Origin of the sequence: Mycolicibacter senuensis (assembly GCF_003284925.1) — a bacterium.
GTDB classification, from domain to species: Bacteria; Actinomycetota; Actinomycetes; order Mycobacteriales; family Mycobacteriaceae; genus Mycobacterium; species Mycobacterium algericum_A.
This window is the reverse complement of the sequence record NZ_QMEX01000032.1, coordinates 15,020-35,900: the sequence shown is the minus strand read 5'-3', so window position 1 is coordinate 35,900 and position 20,881 is coordinate 15,020. Positions and strand designations below refer to the sequence as shown.

General features: G+C 65.8%; 18 protein-coding genes. 12 read left to right on the top strand and 6 right to left on the bottom strand.

Going from position 1 to position 20,881, the window contains the following annotated elements:
• The 9 genes from DQP56_RS10380 to DQP56_RS10340 all read left to right on the top strand — a co-directional run.
• Nucleotides 1-500, top strand: a 500-nt coding sequence (locus DQP56_RS10380) for a helix-turn-helix transcriptional regulator (RefSeq protein ID WP_435673846.1), incomplete at its 5' end; no start/stop codon positions are given.
• Between the two features lie 67 nt (nucleotides 501-567).
• Entirely contained in the window at nucleotides 568-2,013 is a 1,446-nt protein-coding gene (gene sufB, locus DQP56_RS10375; protein ID WP_112685108.1) for a Fe-S cluster assembly protein SufB, read from the top strand.
• Nucleotides 2,013-3,206 carry a Fe-S cluster assembly protein SufD gene (sufD, locus tag DQP56_RS10370; RefSeq protein ID WP_112685106.1) on the top strand — a complete coding sequence of 398 codons (1,194 nt, stop codon included), beginning with the start codon at nucleotides 2,013-2,015 and terminating at the stop codon, nucleotides 3,204-3,206. Before sufB ends, sufD begins: the two co-directional genes overlap by 1 nt.
• 29 nt (nucleotides 3,207-3,235) lie before the next feature.
• Complete coding sequence (gene sufC, locus DQP56_RS10365) at nucleotides 3,236-4,027, top strand: Fe-S cluster assembly ATPase SufC (protein ID WP_112685104.1); 792 nt, start codon at nucleotides 3,236-3,238, stop codon at nucleotides 4,025-4,027.
• Nucleotides 4,028-4,029: 2 nt separating this feature from the next.
• Nucleotides 4,030-5,307, top strand: coding sequence for a cysteine desulfurase (locus DQP56_RS10360; protein ID WP_112685102.1), 1,278 nt, complete (start codon nucleotides 4,030-4,032; stop codon nucleotides 5,305-5,307).
• A gap of 3 nt (nucleotides 5,308-5,310) precedes the next feature.
• The gene (gene sufU / locus DQP56_RS10355) at nucleotides 5,311-5,775 is read left to right on the top strand and encodes a Fe-S cluster assembly sulfur transfer protein SufU (RefSeq protein ID WP_112685100.1); all 465 of its coding nucleotides are present in this window, start codon (nucleotides 5,311-5,313) and stop codon (nucleotides 5,773-5,775) included.
• Nucleotides 5,776-5,805: 30 nt separating this feature from the next.
• Nucleotides 5,806-6,147 carry a metal-sulfur cluster assembly factor gene (locus DQP56_RS10350; RefSeq protein WP_112685098.1) on the top strand — a complete coding sequence of 114 codons (342 nt, stop codon included), beginning with the start codon at nucleotides 5,806-5,808 and terminating at the stop codon, nucleotides 6,145-6,147.
• A gap of 15 nt (nucleotides 6,148-6,162) precedes the next feature.
• Nucleotides 6,163-6,984: an MBL fold metallo-hydrolase gene (locus tag DQP56_RS10345; RefSeq protein ID WP_112685096.1), complete on the top strand. Its 822-nt coding sequence runs from the start codon at nucleotides 6,163-6,165 to the stop codon at nucleotides 6,982-6,984.
• Nucleotides 6,985-7,105: 121 nt separating this feature from the next.
• Nucleotides 7,106-8,839: an amidohydrolase gene (locus tag DQP56_RS10340; RefSeq protein ID WP_435673845.1), complete on the top strand. Its 1,734-nt coding sequence runs from the start codon at nucleotides 7,106-7,108 to the stop codon at nucleotides 8,837-8,839.
• A 28-nt stretch (nucleotides 8,840-8,867) separates the two neighbouring features.
• Here DQP56_RS10340 and DQP56_RS10335 read toward each other — a convergent pair whose 3' ends face one another.
• On the bottom strand, nucleotides 8,868-9,908 hold the full coding sequence (locus DQP56_RS10335) for a hypothetical protein (RefSeq protein ID WP_112685092.1): 1,041 nt from the start codon (nucleotides 9,906-9,908) through the stop codon (nucleotides 8,868-8,870).
• Between the two features lie 221 nt (nucleotides 9,909-10,129).
• Between DQP56_RS10335 and DQP56_RS10330 the strand changes: the two genes are divergently transcribed.
• On the top strand, nucleotides 10,130-11,743 hold the full coding sequence (locus tag DQP56_RS10330; protein ID WP_234825599.1) for a DUF726 domain-containing protein: 1,614 nt from the start codon (nucleotides 10,130-10,132) through the stop codon (nucleotides 11,741-11,743).
• Nucleotides 11,744-11,781: 38 nt separating this feature from the next.
• On the opposite strand, the gene DQP56_RS10325 is transcribed toward DQP56_RS10330, so the two are convergent.
• Nucleotides 11,782-14,046: a GmrSD restriction endonuclease domain-containing protein gene (locus tag DQP56_RS10325; protein ID WP_112685088.1), complete on the bottom strand. Its 2,265-nt coding sequence runs from the start codon at nucleotides 14,044-14,046 to the stop codon at nucleotides 11,782-11,784.
• A 15-nt stretch (nucleotides 14,047-14,061) separates the two neighbouring features.
• Nucleotides 14,062-16,161, bottom strand: coding sequence for a UvrD-helicase domain-containing protein (locus tag DQP56_RS10320; RefSeq protein ID WP_112685086.1), 2,100 nt, complete (start codon nucleotides 16,159-16,161; stop codon nucleotides 14,062-14,064).
• Nucleotides 16,162-16,339: 178 nt separating this feature from the next.
• Here DQP56_RS10320 and DQP56_RS24685 point away from each other — a divergent pair, with 178 nt between their 5' ends.
• Together DQP56_RS24685 and relB are read left to right on the top strand one after the other, a co-directional pair.
• Nucleotides 16,340-16,858 carry a hypothetical protein gene (locus DQP56_RS24685; RefSeq protein WP_165824968.1) on the top strand — a complete coding sequence of 173 codons (519 nt, stop codon included), beginning with the start codon at nucleotides 16,340-16,342 and terminating at the stop codon, nucleotides 16,856-16,858.
• Between the two features lie 49 nt (nucleotides 16,859-16,907).
• A complete protein-coding gene (gene relB, locus DQP56_RS24680; RefSeq protein ID WP_165824967.1) occupies nucleotides 16,908-17,222 on the top strand; it encodes a type II toxin-antitoxin system RelB family anti-toxin in 315 nt (104 codons plus the stop codon).
• Between the two features lie 67 nt (nucleotides 17,223-17,289).
• Here the strand turns inward: relB and DQP56_RS24430 are convergent, their stop codons facing one another.
• From DQP56_RS24430 to DQP56_RS10295, 3 genes are all read right to left on the bottom strand, one after another.
• Entirely contained in the window at nucleotides 17,290-18,348 is a 1,059-nt protein-coding gene (locus DQP56_RS24430) for a hypothetical protein (RefSeq protein ID WP_133258914.1), read from the bottom strand.
• Nucleotides 18,349-19,505: 1,157 nt separating this feature from the next.
• Nucleotides 19,506-19,775, bottom strand: a complete 270-nt coding sequence (locus tag DQP56_RS10300; protein WP_133258913.1) for a hypothetical protein — start codon at nucleotides 19,773-19,775, stop codon at nucleotides 19,506-19,508.
• 22 nt (nucleotides 19,776-19,797) lie between these two features.
• Nucleotides 19,798-20,880, bottom strand: coding sequence for a S1 family peptidase (locus tag DQP56_RS10295; protein ID WP_234825598.1), 1,083 nt, complete (start codon nucleotides 20,878-20,880; stop codon nucleotides 19,798-19,800).
• Nucleotide 20,881 lies beyond the last annotated feature (1 nt).

The following is a 20,881-nucleotide window of genomic DNA, read 5'->3' as shown; positions in this document are numbered from 1 at the left end:
AGCTCGGGCACCGCTACGACGACCTGGCCGTGGCGGCGATGCGCCAGCTGCGCGAGATCGGCGGTGAGGACGCCGTGGTGGCCTTCGCCCGGCAGCGCATCGACACCATCCTGTCCGAGGTCGCGGCCGCGGCCGCCGAGGGCGACTCCGACACCGACGGGGATCTCGAGGCGACCGCCGAACGCATCGCCGCGGCGCTGACCGAGGCCGGCTACGCCGCCAGCACCGCACGGGTGGACGGCGGTGTCCCGGGGGTACAGATCCTGCAGCATCACTGCCCGGTGGCCAACGTCGCCAAAGAGTTCCCGGAGCTGTGCCGCGCCGAGCGGCAGGCGATGGCCGAGGTGCTGGGCACCCACGTCCAGCGGTTGGCGACCATCGCTGACGGCGGGTACGTCTGTACCACCCACGTACCGCTGACCATCAAGAGCGCCAAGTCCGGCAGGGCCGGCAAAACCACCAAAGCCGGCCGGGCCGGTACCGCTGCAAAAAAGCAATAACAGCACCGATCGACCTTCGGCGCCAAGCCTGCGCCGAAGCCATCACGAGCACTGAAGGGGCGTCACCATGACACTCACACCGGAGGCCACCGCAGCAGCGGCCGAGCCCACCCAGGAAGAGACCATCGCGTCGCTGGGCCGGTACGAATACGGTTGGGCCGACACCGACGCCGCGGGCGCCGCCGCGCAGCGTGGCCTGTCCGAGGATGTGGTGCGCGACATCTCGGCGAAGAAGAACGAGCCGGAGTGGATGCTCGAGGCCCGGTTGCGCGCCTACCGCACGTTCATGAAGAAGCCGATGCCCAACTGGGGCTCGGATCTGTCCGGGATCGACTTCGACAACATCAAGTACTTCGTGCGGTCCACCGAGAAGCAGGCCCAGACCTGGGATGACCTGCCCGAGGACATCCGCAACACCTACGACCGGCTGGGCATCCCGGAGGCCGAGAAGCAGCGCTACATCGGCGGGGTCGCGGCCCAGTACGAATCCGAGGTGGTCTACCACAAGATCCGCGAGGACCTGGAAGCCCAGGGCGTGGTCTTCCTGGACACCGACACCGCACTCAAGGAGCACGAGGAGCTGTTCCGGGAGTATTTCGCCACCGTGATCCCGGCCGGCGACAACAAGTTCTCGGCGCTGAACACCGCGGTGTGGAGCGGCGGATCGTTCATCTACGTGCCCAAGGGTGTGCACGTCGACATCCCGCTGCAGGCCTACTTCCGGATCAACACCGAGAACATGGGCCAGTTCGAGCGGACCTTGATCATCGTCGACGAGGACGCCTACGTGCACTACATCGAGGGCTGCACCGCGCCGGTGTACTCGAGTGACTCGCTGCACTCGGCGGTGGTGGAGATCATCGTCAAGCCGCGCGGCCGATGCCGCTACACCACCATCCAGAACTGGTCGGTCAACGTCTACAACCTGGTCACCAAGCGGGCGCGGGCCGAAGAGGGCGCCACCATGGAATGGGTCGACGGCAACATCGGCTCCAAGGTCACCATGAAGTACCCGGCGGTGTGGATGACCGGTGAACACGCCAAGGGCGAGGTGCTCTCGGTGGCCTTCGCCGGCGAGGACCAGCACCAGGACACCGGCGCCAAGATGCTGCACCTGGCACCCCACACGTCGTCCAACATCGTCTCCAAGTCGGTGGCGCGCAGCGGCGGCCGATCCTCCTACCGGGGCCTGGTGGAGATCCACAAGGGCGCTCAGGGAGCGAAGTCGAGCGTGAAGTGCGACGCACTGCTGGTCGACGACGTCAGCCGCAGCGACACCTACCCCTACGTCGACATCCGTGAGGACGACGTCACCGTGGGCCACGAGGCCACCGTGTCGAAGGTCAGTGAGAACCAGTTGTTCTACCTGATGAGCCGCGGCCTGACCGAGGACGAGGCGATGGCGATGGTGGTGCGCGGCTTCGTCGAGCCGATCGCCAAGGAACTGCCGATGGAGTACGCGCTGGAACTCAACAAGCTGATCCAGCTGCAGATGGAAGGCTCGGTGGGCTAGTGGCTTCGACTGACCTGCGGCCCGCCTCGCCGACCAACCTGACCGAGGCCGCCGAAGGCATCAACAAGGGGGAGCAGTTCACCTCGTTCGACGTGGACGCCTTCGAGGTGCCGCACGGCCGCGACGAGATCTGGCGGTTCACCCCGCTGCGCCGGCTGCGCGGCCTGCACGACGGTTCGGCGGTGGCCGACGCATCGGCGGCCGTCGCCGTCACCGCGGACGCGGCGGTGCGCGTCGAGACCGTCGCGCGCGGCGACGACCGGCTGGGTGCCGCGGGTGTCCCCGCGGATCGTGTTGCCGCCCAGGCCTTCTCGGCGTTCCAGGAGGCGACGGTGCTCACCGTTCCCAAGGAGGCCGTCGTCGAGGAGCCGGTCACCATCACCATCACCGGTCCCGGTGAGGGGTCCACGGCCTACGGCCATCTGCAGCTGCGCGCCGAGGAACTGTCGCAGGCCACCGTCGTGATCGACGTGCGGGGCAGCGGAACCTACGCCGACAACGTCGAATTCGTCGTCGGCGATGCGGCGAAGTTGACCGTGGTGTGGCTCGCCGAGGCGGCCGCGGATCTGGCCTGCGTGACGATGCACCACGCGGCGCTGGGCAAGGACGCGGTACTGCGCCACAGCGCCGTGCTGCTGGGCGGTGAGCTGGTGCGGCTGACCGGACGAGTGCGGTTCGACGGGCCGGGCGGTGACGCTGAGTTGCTCGGCCTGTACTTCGCCGACGACGGCCAGCACCTCGAATCGCGCCTGCTGGTCGACCACAGCCAGCCCAATTGCCGCTCGAACGTGCTCTACAAGGGCGCGCTGCAGGGCGAGCCCGGTTCGGGGCTGCCCGACGCCCACACCGTCTGGGTCGGCGACGTGCTGATCCGCGCGGCGGGCGTCGGCACCGACACCTTCGAGGTGAACCGCAACCTGGTGCTGGCCGACGGCGCCCGGGCGGATTCGATCCCGAACCTGGAGATCGAGACCGGCGAGATCGTGCAGGCCGGCCATGCCAGCGCCACCGGCCGGTTCGACGACCTGCAGCTGTTCTATCTGCAGGCGCGCGGCATCCCCGAGGATCAGGCCCGACGCCTGATCGTGCGCGGTTTCTTCGGCGAGATCATCTCCAAGATCCCGGTGCCGTTCGTCCAGGAACGCCTCACCGAGGCCGTCGAGCGCGAACTCGCCGTCACCGAGAACAACTGACCACCAAGACTTAAGGACACCAAACAGCAATGAGCACACTGGAGATCAAGGACCTGCACGTGAGCGTGTCGCCGGGCGGCGGCGACGACGGTGCGGCGGCGATCCCGATCCTGCACGGAGTCGACCTGACGGTGAACTCCGGTGAGACACATGCCCTGATGGGCCCGAACGGCTCGGGCAAGTCGACGCTGTCGTACGCGATCGCCGGTCACCCCAAATACACCGTGACATCCGGGTCGATCACCCTCGACGGCCAGGACGTGCTGGAGATGGCCGTGGACGAACGGGCGCGCGCAGGTCTCTTCTTGGCGATGCAGTATCCGGTCGAGGTGCCCGGGGTGTCGATGTCGAACTTCCTGCGCACGGCGGTGACCGCGGTGCGCGGCGAGGCCCCGAAGCTGCGCGCCTGGATCAAGGAGCAGCGCGCGGCGTTCACCGAGCTCGGTATCGATTCCGGGTTCGCCGAGCGCAACGTCAACGAGGGCTTCTCCGGCGGTGAGAAGAAACGCCACGAGATCCTGCAGCTGAGCCTGCTCAAGCCCAAGATCGCGATCCTCGACGAGACCGACTCCGGCCTCGACGTCGACGCCCTGCGGGTGGTCAGCGAAGGGGTGCAGCGCTATCAGGAGACCGAGAACGGCGGCATCCTGCTGATCACCCACTACACCCGGATCCTGCGCTACATCCAGCCGCAGTTCGTGCACGTCTTCTCCGGTGGGCGCATCGTGGAGTCGGGCGGTCCGGAGCTGGCCGACGAGCTGGAGGAGAAGGGCTACGAACGCTTCTCCGACGCGGCAGCGGCGGGAGCGGCGGGAGCCTGAGCATGACGGTGTCCGACACGACGTTGTCGCCCAGTCGTCCGGCGGCGCCGGATCTGGATGCGATTCGGGCGGATTTCCCGATCCTGAGCCGCGTCATGCGTGGCGGAAGCCGGCTGGCCTACCTCGATTCCGGCGCGACCTCGCAGCGTCCGCTGCAGGTGCTCGATGCCGAGCGGGAATTTCTGCTGCACTCCAACGGCGCGGTGCACCGCGGGGCGCACCAGCTCATGGAGGAGGCCACCGACGCCTACGAGGACGGCCGGTCGGCCATCGCGCGCTTCGTCGGCGCCGACCCCGACGAATTGGTACTGACCAAGAACGCCACCGAGTCGCTGAATCTGGTGTCGTATGCGTTCGGCGATGACCGGTTCGAGGCCGCCGTCGGCCCGGGCGACGTCATCGTCACCACCGAGCTGGAGCATCACGCCAACCTGATTCCGTGGCAGGAACTGGCCCGGCGCACCGGGGCGACGCTGCAGTGGTACGAGGTGACGCCCGACGGGCGTATCGACCTGGATTCGCTCAAGCTCGATGAGCGGGTCAAAGTCGTTGCCTTCACCCATCATTCGAATGTGACCGGCGCGCTGGCGCCGGTCGCCGAGTTGGTGTCGCGCGCCCGCGCGGTGGGTGCCGTCACCGTGTTGGACGCCTGCCAGTCGGTGCCGCACCAGCCGGTCGACCTGCACGGGCTGGGCGTCGATTTCGCCGCATTCTCCGGTCACAAGATGCTGGGCCCCACCGGAATCGGCGTGCTCTACGGCCGGCGCGAGCTGTTGGCGGCGCTGCCACCGTTCCTCACCGGCGGATCGATGATCGAGACCGTGACGATGTCGTCGAGCACCTACGCGCCGCCCCCGCAACGTTTCGAGGCCGGCACGCCGATGACCTCGCAGGTGGTCGGGCTGGCCGCGGCCGCGCGGTACCTGGAGGCCATCGGGATGGACGTCGTGGAAGCCCACGAACACGAATTGGTGGCCGCTGCCCTCGAGGGCCTCGCCGCTATCGACGGAGTTCGCGTCATCGGGCCGACGACGATGGCGGACCGCGGTTCTCCGGTCTCCTTCGTGATCGACGGGGTGCACGCACACGACGTCGGCCAGGTGCTCGACGACGACGGTGTCGCAGTGCGGGTGGGCCATCACTGCGCGATGCCGTTGCACCGCAGATTCGATGTGGCGGCCACCGCCCGCGCGTCGTTCGCGGTGTACAACACCCACGACGAGGTCGAGCGGCTGCTGGCGGGGATTCAGCGCGCCGTGAAATTCTTCGGGAGGGCGTGAGACGTGCGCCTCGAGCAGTTCTACCAGGAAGTGATCCTCGATCACTACAAGCACCCGCAGCATCGCGGGCTGCGGGAGCCCTACGGCGCGCAGGTCCACCACGTCAACCCGACGTGCGGCGACGAATTGACCTTGCGGGTGGCGGTCTCCGATGACGGCGAGCGGATCGCCGACGTCTCCTACGACGGGCAGGGCTGTTCGATCTCGCAGGCGGCGACGTCGGTGCTGGCCGCTGAGGTGATCGGATTGACAGTGCCCGAAGCCTTGACGAAGTTCGATGCGTTCCACGAGATGATCTCGTCGCGGGGGACCGTCGAGGGTGACGAAGAGGTGCTCGGCGACGGGGTCGCGTTCGCCGGGGTGGCCAAGTACCCGGCGCGGGTCAAATGCGCGCTGCTGGGCTGGATGGCGTTCAAAGACGCGTTGGCGCAGGCGCTCGCCAAGACGGAAGAAAACACGCTGGCATGAGTCAGTGGCGACAACCCAGGAGATGAAGCAATGAGCGAAACCGGACCCGACGAGCTACTCGCCGAGGTCGAGGAGTCGATGCACGACGTCATCGACCCCGAGATCGGCATCAACGTCATGGACCTCGGGCTGGTCTACGACCTGGCGATCCGGCAGGACGAGGAAGGTGCCGCCGCGGTGGTGACCATGACGCTCACCTCGCCGGCCTGTCCGCTGCAGGACATGATCGCCGAGCAGGTCGAGAACGCGACCGTCGGTGCGGGACTGGTCAAGAAGCTGGACCTCAGCTGGGTCTGGGAGCCGGCCTGGGGTCCGGACAAGATCACCGACGAGGGCCGCGAGATGATGCGCGCCGTCGGCTTCACGGTCTAAAGCGGAGCCGGCTGCGTGTTCTGGTTGTGCAGGACATGCGGCGTCGAGCACGACGCCACGCCGGAGGTCTGCGCGATCTGCGCCGACGAGCGCCAGTGGGTACCGGCCGACGGTCAGCGGTGGGCGACGCTCGACGAGTTGGCCGGCGAGGGGTTTCGGTCCACCGTCGCCGTCCTCGAGCCCGGCCTGATCGGGATCGGCAGCACGCCGCCGTTCGGCATCGGCCAGCTGGGCAAGCTGGTGTGCACTGCCGGCGACTCGGACGGCAATGTGTTGTGGGATCCCTCCGGTTTCCTCGATGATGCCGCGGTGGCCGCGGTGACCGAGCACGGCCCGGTCGCCGCGATCGTCGCGAGCCACCCGCACATGTTCGGCGCGCAGGTGCAATGGAGTCACCGCCTCGGTGGGGTGCCGGTGTACGTCAACGCCGCCGACGCGCAATGGGTGATGCGGCCCGACCCGATGATCCACTACTGGTCGGACCGGTTGCAGCCGGTGGCGGGGCTGACGGTGGTGCAGGTGGGGGGCCACTTTCCCGGCAGCGCGGTGGCCTGCTGGGATGACGGCGCCGACGGGCGTGGCGTGCTGCTGGTCGGCGACACCGTCTTCCCGAACCCCGACCGGCGCACCGTGGCCTTCCTGCGAAGCTATCCGAACCGGATCCCGCTGTCGGCCGCCGTCGTGCAGCGGATGGCCGGCACCTTGGCCGAGCTGCGGTTCGACCGGATATACGGCCTGTTGGACAACGTCATCGACGCCGACGGCGCGGCAGCGATCCGGTTCTCCGCCGACCGACATGCCGCCTGGGTGCGCGGCGATCACGACGCTCTCACGTGAGCGGGGCCCAGTGGCCCCGGGTGGCTGGACGACAGTGGTGTGACGGTCGCTGCCATACTCGTCGCGTGAACCGCGTAAGGCCTTTGGCGGCGGTCGACTGCAACTGGGAAGAGCGGACAGGGTGACGACGAGCAGGCGACGGTTCATGGTCGGCATGGCGGCTGCGGCGGCCGGTACGGCGGTGGGCGGGCTGGCCGGCTGCGGATCGCGGGGGCCCGGGGCCGACACCATCTTCATCGGCGGCCCGGTGGTGACGGTGACGCCGGGCGCGCCCGAGGCCGAAGCGCTCGCGGTCACCGGCGCCCGGATCAGCATGGTCGGCAGCGCCGAGGACGTGCTGCGGCTGCGGGGGTCGGAGACCACCGTCGTCGACCTGCGCGGGCGGGCGTTGCTGCCGGCGTTCGTGGAGCCGCATGGCCACCCGTTCGAAATGGGTACCACGCTGGCCCCGCCGGCCATCGATGTGCGTCCGTTCACGGTCTCCACCGCCGGCGGGGTGTTCCAGAAGCTGACCGAGGCCGTGGCGGACACGCCGAAGGGCCAGCCGATCCTGCTCAACGGTGTCGACCCGCTGCTGCAGACCGGGTTGCAGTCGTTCACCCGCACCGAGCTGGACCGGCTGGCACCGCAGAACCCCGTGGTGATCATCACCAACAGCGGCCACGCCGGCTACGGCAACACCGCCGCGTTCGCCGCGGCCGGAATCACCAAGACCACCCCCAACCCGCCCGGCGCCCAGTACCTGCGCGGGCCCGACGGGCAGCTGACCGGCGAGGTGCGCGAGGCGGCGGCGCTGATGGCGCTGACCGCACCGTTCTCCGGCGCGATCATGGCCAACGCCGGCGACAACCTGCGCTGGGCTTACGCCCAGCTGGCCCGCGCGGGCATCGCGACCGCCACCGAGCACTCCTACGATGCGCGTACGCAGTCCGAGGTGTTCGGCAAGCTCGCCCAGCAACCCGACTGTGCGATCCGGGTCCGCGCCTACGAGATCGGCACGCCTGAGCTTGCCGACGACGCCGACAACATGCGCGGCAAGCGGGCCGGTGCCGACGTGCTGTTCGACAAGATCGGCATGAAGATCTGGGCCGACGGATCACCGTGGCAGGGCAACATCTTCACCACGTTCCCGTACCTGACCAACGCCACGACGGCGAGCATGGGGTTGGGCCGCGACCACCGCGGCGGCATGAACTACACCCCCGAACAGATCCAGCAGCTGGCGGCGGCCTTCATCGAGCAACGCTGGCAGGTTTCCTGCCACGTGCAGGGCGACGCCGCCATCGACGTCGTGCTGGACGCCTTCGAGCAGGCGCGAGTACCCCCGGCACTGCGTCCCCGAATCGAACACGTCGGTGCCATGCGGCCCGATCAGTTCGCCCGGGCCGCGCGCCTGGGTGTCACCCCGAGCATGTTCATCGAACACATCTACTTCTGGGGAGATGTGCTGGTGGACAAGCTGTTCGGTCCCGATCACGGGGCGCATTGGATGTCGGCCCGCTCGGCGCTGGACGCCGGACTGCGGCTGTCGTTTCACAACGACGGCACCGTCACCCCGCCCGACCCGGTCGGCAACATCGCCACCGCGGTGAACCGGATCGCCAAGGGCAGCGGCCGGGTGCTGGCCCCCGAGCAGCGCATCGCGGTCGATGCCGCGCTCCGGGCGCAGACGCTCAATGCCGCCTGGCAGCTGCGGCTGGACACCGAGATCGGCAGCCTGGAGGCCGGCAAGTACGCCGATCTGGTGGTGCTCTCGCAGAACCCGCGGCGGGTCCCGCCGACCGAGCTGCGTGACGTCGCCGTCGAGGCCACCTATCTGATGGGCCGGCAGACTTACGGCAAGGTGCTGGGGTAGCAGTTGGCGACGGGCAGGCGTTCCGTTCTCATCCGAAAGCCCAGTGCCACGCGCGGTTGACGGGGGTGAGTACTCCCCAAGACGAGCCGTTGTCGGCCGGTGTATCCGTTGCGTCGTCCTTGTCATCGCATCGACCCTGACGGTCGAGCTCAAGGGTGCCTTTGATCTCCTGATAGGCAGCGACAAGGGCGAACACCTTGTCAGGGCTGTCTGACGGCGGGCTCTCCGGTGTGGCAGCAGCGCCGTACAAAGCCGCATCCAGGCGGCTGGCAACGTCATCACGCAACCCGGCGATCCGTGCCCGTTCGCGTTCCTCTTGGAGCGACTCATCGATACGACATGCTTGTGTCGCACATTCCCGCAGAAGATTCGCGCGGTCAGATGCCTGCCGCCACAATTTCTCAGCAGCGCGCTTGGCGTCGGCGAGGCGCGCACGGTCCTCGTCGCTGTGGTCGGGCAGAGCCCTAAGCTCATCGGCCAGCTGGCGTAGCTGTGCCCCAGACTTCAGAGTCGTGGTAATCATCAGCAAATCGGGGCTGAAATCCAACTCATGTGGGTCGCCGAGCCATCCCATCGAGGCGGCCTCGGTTTGGACCACCCGGCTGGCCGCCGATTCAGCCCGTTCGATGAGCTTGACGGCGGATTCGCCGAGTTCTTCGACTTGCCTTCTGCGTTCTGCCTTCTGCCGCGTGATCGCTCGTCGTCGCTCTTCCTCAGCCTTCTTGCGGGCAATCTCCCGTTCTTGGGCCTCAGCCTTCTTGCGGGCCGCCTCGCGTTCCTTGACCCGTCGCTGCTCTTTTCGACTCTCCGAGATCGCAGCGTCGCGCTGGCGCTGCTCTTCTGCCTCCAATGCTGCTCGGCGTCGGCGTCGGCCCGTTTCCACCAGCACGACCGTCAACGTGCCAGCGCTGAGGAACAGAATCGGCACCCAGAGCCAGCCGAGTGCTGCGAGCATTCCGCCGATTTTCGCAATGACAGCAGCAATCCCGCCAATCACAGCCGGGACGATCAGGAACAGCAACAATATCCCGGCGCCGTCCCAATCTGATGAATCCTTGGAGCGCCCCACGTTGTACCTTTCTGGAATACTCGCCGGTGATTCTAATTGACGTCGACGACAGGTCATACGAGTTCAGCGGCGGATGCCAGCGACGACGTGGAGTCCTAGGCGGCAATCGGTCGGTGGCTGGCGATACTCTTGCTTCGCTTCGCCCTGGACGGCGAGCGCAGCCTCCAAGTGAAAACGGCGGTTTGCCTGGTGTCGAAGGAGAGTTTCGCGTGGCGCAGAGGGTGGCATTCGCCTCGAGCAAGGGTACTGGCCTTTCCTGTTCCATCAGGTCACCGCAGGGACGGTCCTTGAACCTGTCCGGTGACCTCGCCGAGCCAGAACCGCCGAATGTCGGCGGTGATCCTGCGATGGTGCGTAACCAAACCCTGGTGAATAACCTGTGGGCTTTCGGCAAGCACGAGAAGCAGCGGCGAATACTGCGGAATGCCGAGAAACGTGCCAGCCATGCCAAACAGGCCGCGGCGCATGAAGAAATCGCCGTTGCCATGGCGAAGTTGATCGATATCGAAGGCACGGCCATGCGCCGAGCGTGGTGCTCAGCATGCTTCAGGCGCACGGACCACCGCGAACTGCACACGGGCGCACGCAGCCTCCCCGGACATCTGTGCGTGGGATGCGGTGCTCCCACGCTTGGCTGTGCCGCCCCGGGATGCGAGCACATGGCAACCCGAGGCTTCGGCGCCCTGCACATTCCCAGGTTCTGCGCCGAACACAGGCATGAGATTCCGAGCTTCGACAAAATCAACGGTAAGTTCGGCGCGCTGGAAAATTACCGGGAGTTCCTGAGCTACGACAAGAAGAACTTGGCGCTCGGCTCCAGGGTCGCAGGCGCTGTCACCGCTGCCGGCGTGGTCATCGGGAGCGGCGGGTTGGCACTGGCCCCGGCGATCGGCGGGGCCGTCGGCAGCCTGATCGGCGGTTACACCGGAGCAGCGGCCACCAGCTACGGACTGGCACTCCTGGGCGGTGGTTCGCTCGCCGCGGGTGGCTTGGGCATGGCCGGCGGCACTGCCGTTGTCGCTGGACTTGGAGCAGTGCTGGGCGGGGGCTTAGGCGCCAGGGTGACTACCGCCTATATCGGCGCCGACAAATCGTTTCGGATCGACAAGCTCAGTGACGGCGTCGGCACCCCGGTCATCGTCTCCAGCGGCTTTCTCACCGCGGGCGGTGACTCATGGGGGGATTGGGAGCCGATCATCCGACAGCGCTACCCGGCCGCACCGGTCTACCGGGTGCATTGGGGAAGCAAGGAGCTTCGGGCGCTCGGGGCATTGCTGGGCTACGGGGGCGGACAAGCCGCCGCTGCTGCAGCTGTCAAGGGAATGGCCGCCAGAGCGAGCAAGCGGGCGGCCAAGGTGATTCCAGGGGCTGGGGCGGCCTTCATGGCGGCCGGTCTGGCCATGAACCCCTGGCACACCGCGAAGGTACGGGCCGACTCGACCGGAGTTGCTCTGGCGGGCCTGTTAGCACGCACGGATGCCGAAGATTATGTCTTGGTCGGCCACAGCCTGGGAGCCCGAGTGATGGCGACTGCTGCGCAGACGCTTGCCACCGACCCTGAAGCGCCGAAGATTCAGACCGTTCACCTGCTCGGTGCAGCACTGGGCGCAAAGGGGGACTGGCGCGCCCTCAATGATTCGGTGACCGATGCCGTCTACAACTACTACTCCACCAACGACAAGGTGTTGAAGCACCTCTACGCGGTCGTTCAAGCGGGTAGCGCGGCTGCAGGCCTGCGAGGATTCGGCAGTAAGTTCCCAAAGATCAGGGACCGCAACGTCTCTCGAGTGGTTCAGGGGCATTCGGACTACTGCGACCAGGTCAAGCTAGTATGACGGCTTTCGTCTCGACCTCGCTTCCACGGCAAGCCACCTCACCCTTCGGGCACATACCCGAACTGCTCCAGTCGTCGCCGCGCCGCCGCGATTTCATCGGCGTTGAACAGTTCGGCGAACTGTGGCTCCACCACGACGGCTTCCACGGTGAGGTCCATCCGGCCGCGTTCCCACAATGCGGCGAAGCCGTCGGATACCGCCGGCGCCGCCAGCAACTTGTGCGCGGTGGCGAGCGGTCCGTGCTCGGCGAGCATGCTGCGGAAATAGGTGGCGTTGTAGTCGGCCTCGGCAAGCCCGCGCCGGTACACGTCGGTCATGCGGCCGGCGAACGCTCGTTGCAGGTTGTCGTCGGCGGTCTCCGGGTATTCGACCACCTCGGCCTGCTCGCCGGCGGCGTCGGTGCTCTCCTTGTCGACGAAACCACGCAAGGCGTCGACTGAGGTGAACACTTTGTAGCCGAGTTCTTCCAGCCGGGGCAGATCGGCGTCGTCGGGGTCGAGTTCGAGGATGACGGGCGCGCCGACGCCCGTTTGCAATCCGTCGGGCCAGAACGCCTCGGCTACCGCCAACTGAACACCGCTCACCGGGTCGGCGATCTCGGCGTCGACGGTGGGTGTGGCGAAGCCGCGCCCGGCCAGCTCTGCGATCACGGCCTGCACCTGCTCGGCGCGCGGGTCATCGACGGTCTCGTCGGCGACGTGCAGGGGCGCCAACGCCGTACCGTCGTGTGCGTCTTCAGAGTTCAGCAAGCTCGTGAGAAATCGTTGTGCGGATTCGGCCAGAAGCTCACGCCTGGCAGCCAGAAAATCGTGGTAACGCTCGACCCGCCACAGCTCAGGATCGGTGGGAATCCACTGCGATTCAAGGACACCCGGGTGCTTGGCGGCGACCTCGGGCAGGTACTCCGCGGGGTCGCGCATTCCGATCGCGATGTTGGTGGCCTGAGTGAGAAAACAGAAGTTCGCCAGCGCGTTGATGTCGCCGCGGTCGAAGCCGTGCTTGCGCAGCAGTGCCTTGGGGAAGATGTGGTGGACTTGCAGGGAGGTCAGCTTGCCGAGCTGCTCGGCGCGCAGCTCCAATCCGCTGCCGAAGTCGCGGGCGCCGTCGACGCGGGTCAGCAGGTACAGCAGGGGGTAGAAACGCGCCCCGCGGGTCGCTCCGGCGAAGTCGTCGGGTCCGACGACCAGTCGGCCGCCCCGCACGCGCTCCAGTGTTGCGATCAGAGCGTCGACACCGCCGCGTTCTGCTGTTTCGTAATCCTGCTGCAGCACGGTCTCGGTGGAACCGCTGAACCGGCCCCACAAGGCGGAGTGGACATACCAGTAGAGCACCTTGTCTCGGTGCGTGCTGTCCGTGAACCTTCCACCGTTAAGGTGCAGAAGCCGGGTGATCACCGGCGCCGCGTAGCGGCCCATCAGCACTCGGTCGTGGTCGAGCCCGAGCCGGCCGGAGACCGCGTCCAGAAAGCTGCCGATGTGGTTGACCGATTGCTTCAACGCGATCTGGAAGCCGGCGGCTGGGACGTCGCTCAGTGAGGAGAACAGCGCTCGGCCGGTTGCCACCGCGGTCGCATTGCGCAGCAGCCAGTCCAGCGAGAATTTGAAGCCGGCGCTACGCCAGCGGTCTAGATCATCGCGCATCTCCTTGCGGGCATCGGGCCAATCGGCGCAGAGCTTAGCCAGTGCGAGATCACCTTTGGTGAGTTTGGTGCCGCCGGAGTTGACCTTGTTGAAGATGTCGACGACTTCATCGACTGTCTTGCCGGACCCGGTGATCTTCTCTTGGTTGAAGTCGCGGTTCTCGATCTCCTTGATCCGGTTGAGCCGCTCCAGGTAGGTATTGAGCACCTCGCGTTCGACATCGGGGAACGCTGTGAGGTACTCGAACGGGCCACGGCGGAACAACTCGGTGACGTTCACCCAGGTCGGGTCGTCGGCCATCTTCATCGGCGCGTAGAACTCGAACGTCTCGGTCGCGACGTTGAAGTGCAGTCCGGTGAACGCGTTTGGGTCGCCCTCGAAGAACGGGGGAGGCGTGCCGCGGATGACGCCGTACATGGACGTGACCCGCTGCTGGCCGTCGAGCAGCAGCTGCCTGGTGCCGCTGGCTCCGGCCGCCCCGCGCACGGTGACGTCCTCGGAGGCGGTCTCCCACATCAGCAGCCCGCCGACCGGGTAGCCGCGGTACAGCGAGCGCATCAGGCCGCGGACCTGGTCGCGGTTCCACACGTAGCCGCGTTGGAACTCCGGCAATAGCACCGCGCCGGAGTCGATCTCGTCGAGCAGCGTCGACAGTCGGGTCATCGGTGTCTCCTCACCTCAGTTGGATGTCAGGGCGGTCAGAAACGGACTGGGCTCGCCGTGCCAGGTGACGACGAGTTCCTCGCGGGCCCGGGTGCAGGCAACGAACAGCAGGCAGCGTTCCCGCTCCAGGTCCTGGGCGTGGGTCTGCTGGTCGTCCTCGATCGGGGTGACGGCGTTGGGTTCGGGCACCTGCTTGGCGCTGACCCCGGCAACGCAGACGCAGCGGAACTCCAGGCCCTTCATCCGGTGCATGGTGCCCACCCGAACCGCGTCATCGTCGGAATCGGCGGCGTCGGCCAGCCGCACCGACTCGATACCGGCCTTGGATAGCGCGTGTTCGACCTTGGTGGCGAACCATCTGGCCCGCACCGCGATTCCGATCTCGGCGGGTGCGACTCCGGCCTCGAGCCAGTCGGCGACGGTTGCGGCGACGAGCTTGGCCTCCGTATCGATGTCGGCTGCACCCTCCAATCGTGGCGGTGGTCCGTGCACGTGGGACTGGCATCCGGCGATCGAGTCCAGTCCGCCGTCCATGTCATCGATCGGCTGTCCGCGCAGCAGCCCCATGCTCCAGCCCAGGATCTCCGCCGTGGTGCGGTAGTTCAGGTTGAGGCGGGTGGAGCGGCCGGCGACGTTGATGCCGACCTCGCGGAAGCTGGCCCGGTTGTGGTAGATGCGCTGATGGGTGTCGCCGGCGATGAACATGTCGTCAGGTGCCTCGGGTACCGCGGCGCGGAGCAGCCGCCACTGGTCGGGGCTGAGGTCCTGCGCCTCGTCGATGATGATGTGCCGGTAGGGCTTGTCGACCGTGGACTCCAGCAGCCGGGTTGCCTCACGACGCACGGTCTCGTGGGTCCACATTCCCCGATCGGTCAATGCTTTCTCGAATTCGGCGATCGCCTGCCAGGCGTGGGCGCGTTGCACGGATCCCAGCCCGCGGCCGCGCCCGATTCGCTTGGCGGCCAGATAGGCGTCGGCGCCGTCGATGCGCTGCGCCAGCACCACTTGCCGCCATTCCTCGGCAAGGAACACCGGGGTGAAGCTCAGTCCGAGGCTGTCGATCAGCTCCGCCCACAGGGCTTCCTCGTCTCGGGAGTTCAGCAGGTGCGGGGCGCCGTGCGCAGCACGAAACACCCGATGGGCCAGTTTGTCGACGTGGATGACCTCCAGGCGCCCGTCGGCGTCTTCGTCGTCGAGCAGCATGTCCAGGCCCTCTTGCAGGTTCTCGGACAGGGTGGAGGTGAAGGTGGTGACCAGCACCTTGCCGTCGCCGCGCTGGGCGAGCCGGTGCGCCCGGTGCAGGGCGACGACGGTTTTGCCGGTGCCGGGCCCGCCAGTGACCCGGGCCGGCCCGCTGTAGCCGGCGTCGACGACGGCGCGCTGGGTGGGATGCAGATACACCCGCCAGGTGGCGAACGGGTAGGCGAAGACGTCCATCAACTCATCGGGGCCGTCGACCAGCACCACCCGGTCGCGGCTACGCAGGATCGCGGCGTCAAGATCCTCGGTGTCGACCGGTTGGTCGAGGATCGCCGCACCCAGCTCGGACCAGACCTCCTCGGGGCTGTAGCCGGCGGCCAGGCCGAACAGCACTTCCCACTGGGTTTGCGGCAAAAACGCTTTCGCCGCATCGAGCTGAGCAGGGTCGGTGACGGTGCGGGCGAACGACAGCACCTGCGCATCGATGCCGAGTTGGGTCAACGTGCCGTCGCCGATATCGGCGAACAGTGGGGCCGCCGCCGCAGGTGTTTCTTCGGGATGCTCGTGAATATGCCGGTCGAGTTCCGCTTCGTCGCGGATCTCGATGCCGCCGGTAGCGGCGTTGACCGAGAGCTTGCTGCGCCTCGCCCAGTCGTAGGCATCGTCGTGGGGGAGCACTTTGAGCAGGGTGTAGACGTCGCCCCGCTCCGGAGCCAGCACGATACCGCGCCAAAACTGATCGATGCGGATCGACCGGAACCGCGGATTGCGGGCCTTGGCGATCTTCTCCAAGTGCAGCCCGGTGTGGGTGGCGGAGTCGAACTCGTCGAACACCTCGGTGACGCGTTTGAAGACGGGTTTCTCCAGTTTGGCCAGGTCGGTCAGGAATCCCTTGTCGATGGCGAGGGTTGGCATGGCTTCCTTGGTGTGTCATCGCGGAGGGCGGCGTATCGCCACCATCGCAGGACGGGCTGACAGGTTAGCGCGCGAGTGTCGCGCTGTTAGGGACCTACCATGTCGGTCCCTCCTGTGATGCTGGCGGCATGTGCGCCATGGTCGGCGGCGAGAGAGGTCCAGCACAGCGGAGGGAGCGTTGCCGATGGGGATCCCTGAGACGGCAAGGCGGGGCCGGTTCAATGTGGCCGGGTGCCGGTGGGACATCTCCCTTGTGCAGCCTGATTTGGACGACCTTCGCGTGGCAGATCGCGGTGCGTGGGCGAAGCTGATCGCACTGATTGCGGATTCCGAGCAGGATGGTCTGCCTTTTGACGCCGACGGCAACGACTACAGCGCACCGGTCGGCGAGCGGGTCAAGTCCGCCGAGTTCCGCGGCCGGCCCGTGCCCTGGCTCGGCGAGCTGCGAGTTGAGGAGCGCACCCCCAAACGCGCGAGCCGGCTCGGCGACGCGGCGCAATATCGCCTGTACTTCGGCGAGCCCAACGAACCACCCGGCCTGGTGTTGGCGTTGTCGATCGGGCATAAGCGGGGCCGAGACCGCGATGCCGGCCGCAAGCAGACGCGTCAGATGCTCGACGCGATGTGGAGGCTCATCCGCTGGTGCGAATCCCGTTCGCCGAAAACCGGCTGGCGCGAGCGGGCCCGGACGGCGTAACGTTGATTTATATGTCAACATGTCGTCGTGTGGGAAGGAGATGGAGGCGATGGGTGTCGCAGACGGGCTACCTCCTGCTGACCGACTCAGCGTCGACCTCGCGCGGTCGGAGAACCGCCTGATCCGTGAGCTGATAGCCGTGCGCCAACGGCGCGGGCTCAAGCCGGTTGATGTCGCCCGGACGATGGGAGTCGACCGCAGCACGGTGACTCGCTTCGAGTCGGGAGGAACGAATCCGACGATAGCCACGATCAACCGCTACGCCGAAGCCGTCGGGGCGATGATTCGATACACGGTCGAGACAGCTGCTGTACCACCAGCTTTACTTGAAACACCGTCCTCGTCGCGTTCGAGGGCGACGTGATCCGCCGGGGGGACTTGGTGGCTTTGAAGTCTCGCCCCTCGGGCTCGTGGCTGGTGCGGGTGCTGACTCACTCCTTCAATAGTCCCATTCTGCGCGCCGCGGCTTGGAGATGATCTGGGGCATCGATCACGTGGCCGTGCTCCATGCTCTTTATCGTGAGTCTTCCGTCGAGGAAGCGGTCAATGTGGAATATCGAGAATGCGCCGCAGTGTTCGCAATTCATCCCGACAAGAAACGGGCGTAGCAGGTGCAACTTCCGATCAGAATCCAAGAGGTACAGACTGCCCGACTCGATACCAGGGTCATTGACCGTGAGTTCTCGAATCGGGACCACTGAGTGGTCTCCGCTTAGCTTCTGATACGCGAGCGATCCGGTGAGGTCAATGGAGTCCCACCGTAAGTCTCTGGCCAGTGCCAACGGGCTGTCCAGAAAGAAAGACAGGCGCTCCAGCAACACCTCCAGGTGGGCGGTGACTGCGTTGCACGCCTCCGGTAACTCATGACTCTGAACTCGGCGCTGGTGCGATTCATCGTTGCGTCGACGGCGCAGATCCTGTCGAGCGGCCTTCGCCGTCTCGTCGGCGCAGAACCGGCGAAACTCAGTGCTGGCGATGAGATCATCGATTGCAGCGAATTTTCTGCCAGCGAGTTCATCGAGCACGTTCGACCAGTCGCCCATGGTGGGGCCTTCACCACGCGCCAGCTTGTCGCTGATCTGCTTGACTGCCACGATCTCTAGGCTGCATTGGTGTGCAAGTGCAAGACCAATGTTTGCGGTAAGAGCCATTACTTGCTCGGCGAGATCCAATGCAGCTAGGTAGGTTTCGTTAGTTGGTCCGCGACTGTGTGCTGCATCCAGGGCGCGCCATCGGTAGGCAATCGGCAGTGGGTATTGCGTGCGCACCTGGCCGCCAAGGGTCTCGACGTCCTCTACTGCCTGGATACGCAGTCGGACAATGCGACTGCGCTCAATGACCTTCTGTCGGGAGACGTGCGCGCTGTCATCGCTGAATACCGATTCGAGTATCTCGTTGGCCTCGTCAGCCCATTCATCAGCGCGAAGTCGTGCCGACTCAACGCTTTCAAGTGCATCGGCGAGATGCTCGTCAGGCAACGGCACCGTCATCGGGGCCAGGACGCGGGGAGTCACCCGCAGTAAGGACCCCGACCACGCGGCTGACAGTAGTTCGACGGCATGTCGCGAGGAGAGATATCGGAGGACAAAGTCGATATCGGTGCGTTGAGAGGCCGGACGTGGGCGCAACACTGTGACTGAGTCGGTAGCGATCAGAGGCAAGTCAGCGTCTGACGCTTGCGCCCAGGCTAGGCCCGGCCTGATATCACCGGGACTTCGTAATGCGCGTACCACGATGTCCCCGGGCTGTAGGCGTGCTCGATCGCATTCAACCCATTTGGAATCGTCCTCCGGCGGTGCGATCTGATGGTTTGAGAGAACGTCTCGGCCGGTAATCAACCGTCCGGGACCGAAGTCGCGCCGACCAACTACTTCTTCAGTTAGAAGGCGCACCATCGGCTCACCTGCCCAGACCTCGAACAAGTCCTCGAGCTGAACCGATCTGCCGTAGTCGCCCAGTTCAGCGCGTCGCTGTAGGACTCGTGGGTCATATAGTCGGTAGGCGAGGGGCGCCCCGGGTGTCAGCGGCTCGCGAAGCACATAGCCGAAGTCCGTTGTACCGCCCTTCATTCGAAGCAGGCGGCGGAAATCCTGGATCACCTCCTGGCCGACTCGTTGCGGTCCAAGTGGGGCTTCGAACATCCGTAACAGGCCATCTCCTTGCCCGGCCGGCTCCAGGAACATGAGCCCCGTCACGAATGAGGTATGAGCGCCAAGGATTGCCCGATCGCATGTAGCAACTGCTCGGATCTGCCAGTGCTGCCCGAGCGCAATCCGGCATGGCTCACTCGCAGCAGAGACGAGAGTTCCGGAAGGAACGACCGCCAGCAGGGTATGGCTCACTGCGGGAGGTTGGATGCCCTGTAGTGCGACTGCGTCAAGTGATTCACGGGAACGTTGTTGTCGCCCCCATGGCGGAAACGCAACGACAGGTCCGTTCAACAGAGCTGCGGACACGTACCCTGGGAACGCCTCTGCAGACGTTGCCTCCCTGTCCCACGTAGCTGGCAGTAGCTCAATGGTCTTCTCTACGACAGGATCAGCGAAGATGACAGTTGGCTGGGACTGCTGCGACGCCAAAAGCTCCTCAATCATCGCGATCAGTAGATTGGGACTGGCACTGTCCATCCGGATGCTCTCTCTCTGCATCATTGGCGGTGTCGTAGGCCGCGGCTGGCGGGGGTGCCCGCCAGCGGTTTCCATCCGGTGCTGTTGTACCGGCGCAAGCGGTCGGATCGTTGCGACAGCGGTGGCTTTGCCTCGTCGGGAACGCCGCCTTCCACTTCGGCCTCGTCGCGGATCTCGAAGGTGCCGGTGGCGGCGTTGAACACGTCGACGGTCTCACTGACCCGCTTGGCGACGGGCTTGTCCGGCTTGGTCAGGAAGCCCTTTTCCATGGATTGGGTTGGCATCGTCATTCACCCACCTTGCGCTGGTCGTCTACCGGGGCTGGTCGAGTTCAATGAGGCCGCTGAGCCCGAGATCGTCGAGGGCCCTGACGATCTCGCTGGCGGGAATACCTCGGTAGAAGGGTGCGGCGGCGGTTTTGGCTTTCAGCTCCCCGACCTCACCGACTAGCTGTTGTATCTGCCCTTCGATCGAGCAGTCCTGAGCGTCTTCGTGATCGAAGGCTCGACCGCTTGTCGTAGGGGAACTGTCTTCGACGACCAAACCGATGACGCGACCGTCCTGCGCGACGATCGGACCCCCGCTGTTGCCGGGCCGTGCGATCGCTGAGTAGAGGAAGATCTTCTGCCGGGGACGGCCGGCTCCGGCCGGTGACTCCGCGGCCGGGTTGACCACTTGGCCGCGCTGGACGGTGATGGCCATCTCGGTCGTCATCGGGATGTGCGGGTATCCGAACAAGTAGACGTCGTCGACCCAGGAGGGATTACGGAATGCTAGCCCCGGCAACTGCCGCAGACTTTTCCCTTCAGGGAGAGCGGCTTCAATCACCGCTATGTCAAGCTCGGGATGGAGATGCACCGGGGATTGACAATCAACCCGGTTAGCTTCGCTGCCGCCTTGCGGCGGGTGTATCTCGACCTGCGTGGTCGGGTCAAGGTTCGCGACAACGTGCTTATTTGTGATGACATGTGTGCCGTTTACGGCAAGCCCGGTGCCCCACCGTGGTTCGCCCTTGGCGTCTTTGCCGCAAATCTGTACCGTGACATAGCTGTAGCTGGGGATAATCAACTCGGCACCGAAAACCTCAGACAGCCAAAGATTCCCGCCGATCTGATGCCCCCATGCGCCCCCTTGTGTGACGTAACGCTGACCCATGAATGGGAGATTCAACGGCGCGCCGAACGGAAGGAGATGCCCGGCGCGTTCCATTGCTCCGGTGATTCCTGTTAGATCTGTGACGTTTCCAGCAGCTGGGAGGCCTTGAGTGTCTAGATACTTCGAGAAGTCGGCGACGGACAGCGGCTCAGTAGTATCCGCGTCAGCGGTCTTCCCGATTGCGCTGAGGATTGCGGGGTCCTGGGGGATTTTGAAGAACTCGTGCGCGGTGCGTGCCACG

Coding starts and splice junctions, on each gene's coding strand:
- sufB (WP_112685108.1), top strand. CDS start 568: ATGACACTCACACCGGAGGCCACCGCAGCAGCGGCCGAGCCCACCCAG.
- sufC (WP_112685104.1), top strand. CDS start 3,236: ATGAGCACACTGGAGATCAAGGACCTGCACGTGAGCGTGTCGCCGGGC.
- DQP56_RS10360 (WP_112685102.1), top strand. CDS start 4,030: ATGACGGTGTCCGACACGACGTTGTCGCCCAGTCGTCCGGCGGCGCCG.
- DQP56_RS10350 (WP_112685098.1), top strand. CDS start 5,806: ATGAGCGAAACCGGACCCGACGAGCTACTCGCCGAGGTCGAGGAGTCG.
- DQP56_RS10325 (WP_112685088.1), bottom strand. CDS start 14,046: ATGACCCGACTGTCGACGCTGCTCGACGAGATCGACTCCGGCGCGGTG.
- DQP56_RS10320 (WP_112685086.1), bottom strand. CDS start 16,161: ATGCCAACCCTCGCCATCGACAAGGGATTCCTGACCGACCTGGCCAAA.
- relB (WP_165824967.1), top strand. CDS start 16,908: ATGGGTGTCGCAGACGGGCTACCTCCTGCTGACCGACTCAGCGTCGAC.
- DQP56_RS24430 (WP_133258914.1), bottom strand. CDS start 18,348: ATGACGGTGCCGTTGCCTGACGAGCATCTCGCCGATGCACTTGAAAGC.
- DQP56_RS10300 (WP_133258913.1), bottom strand. CDS start 19,775: ATGACGATGCCAACCCAATCCATGGAAAAGGGCTTCCTGACCAAGCCG.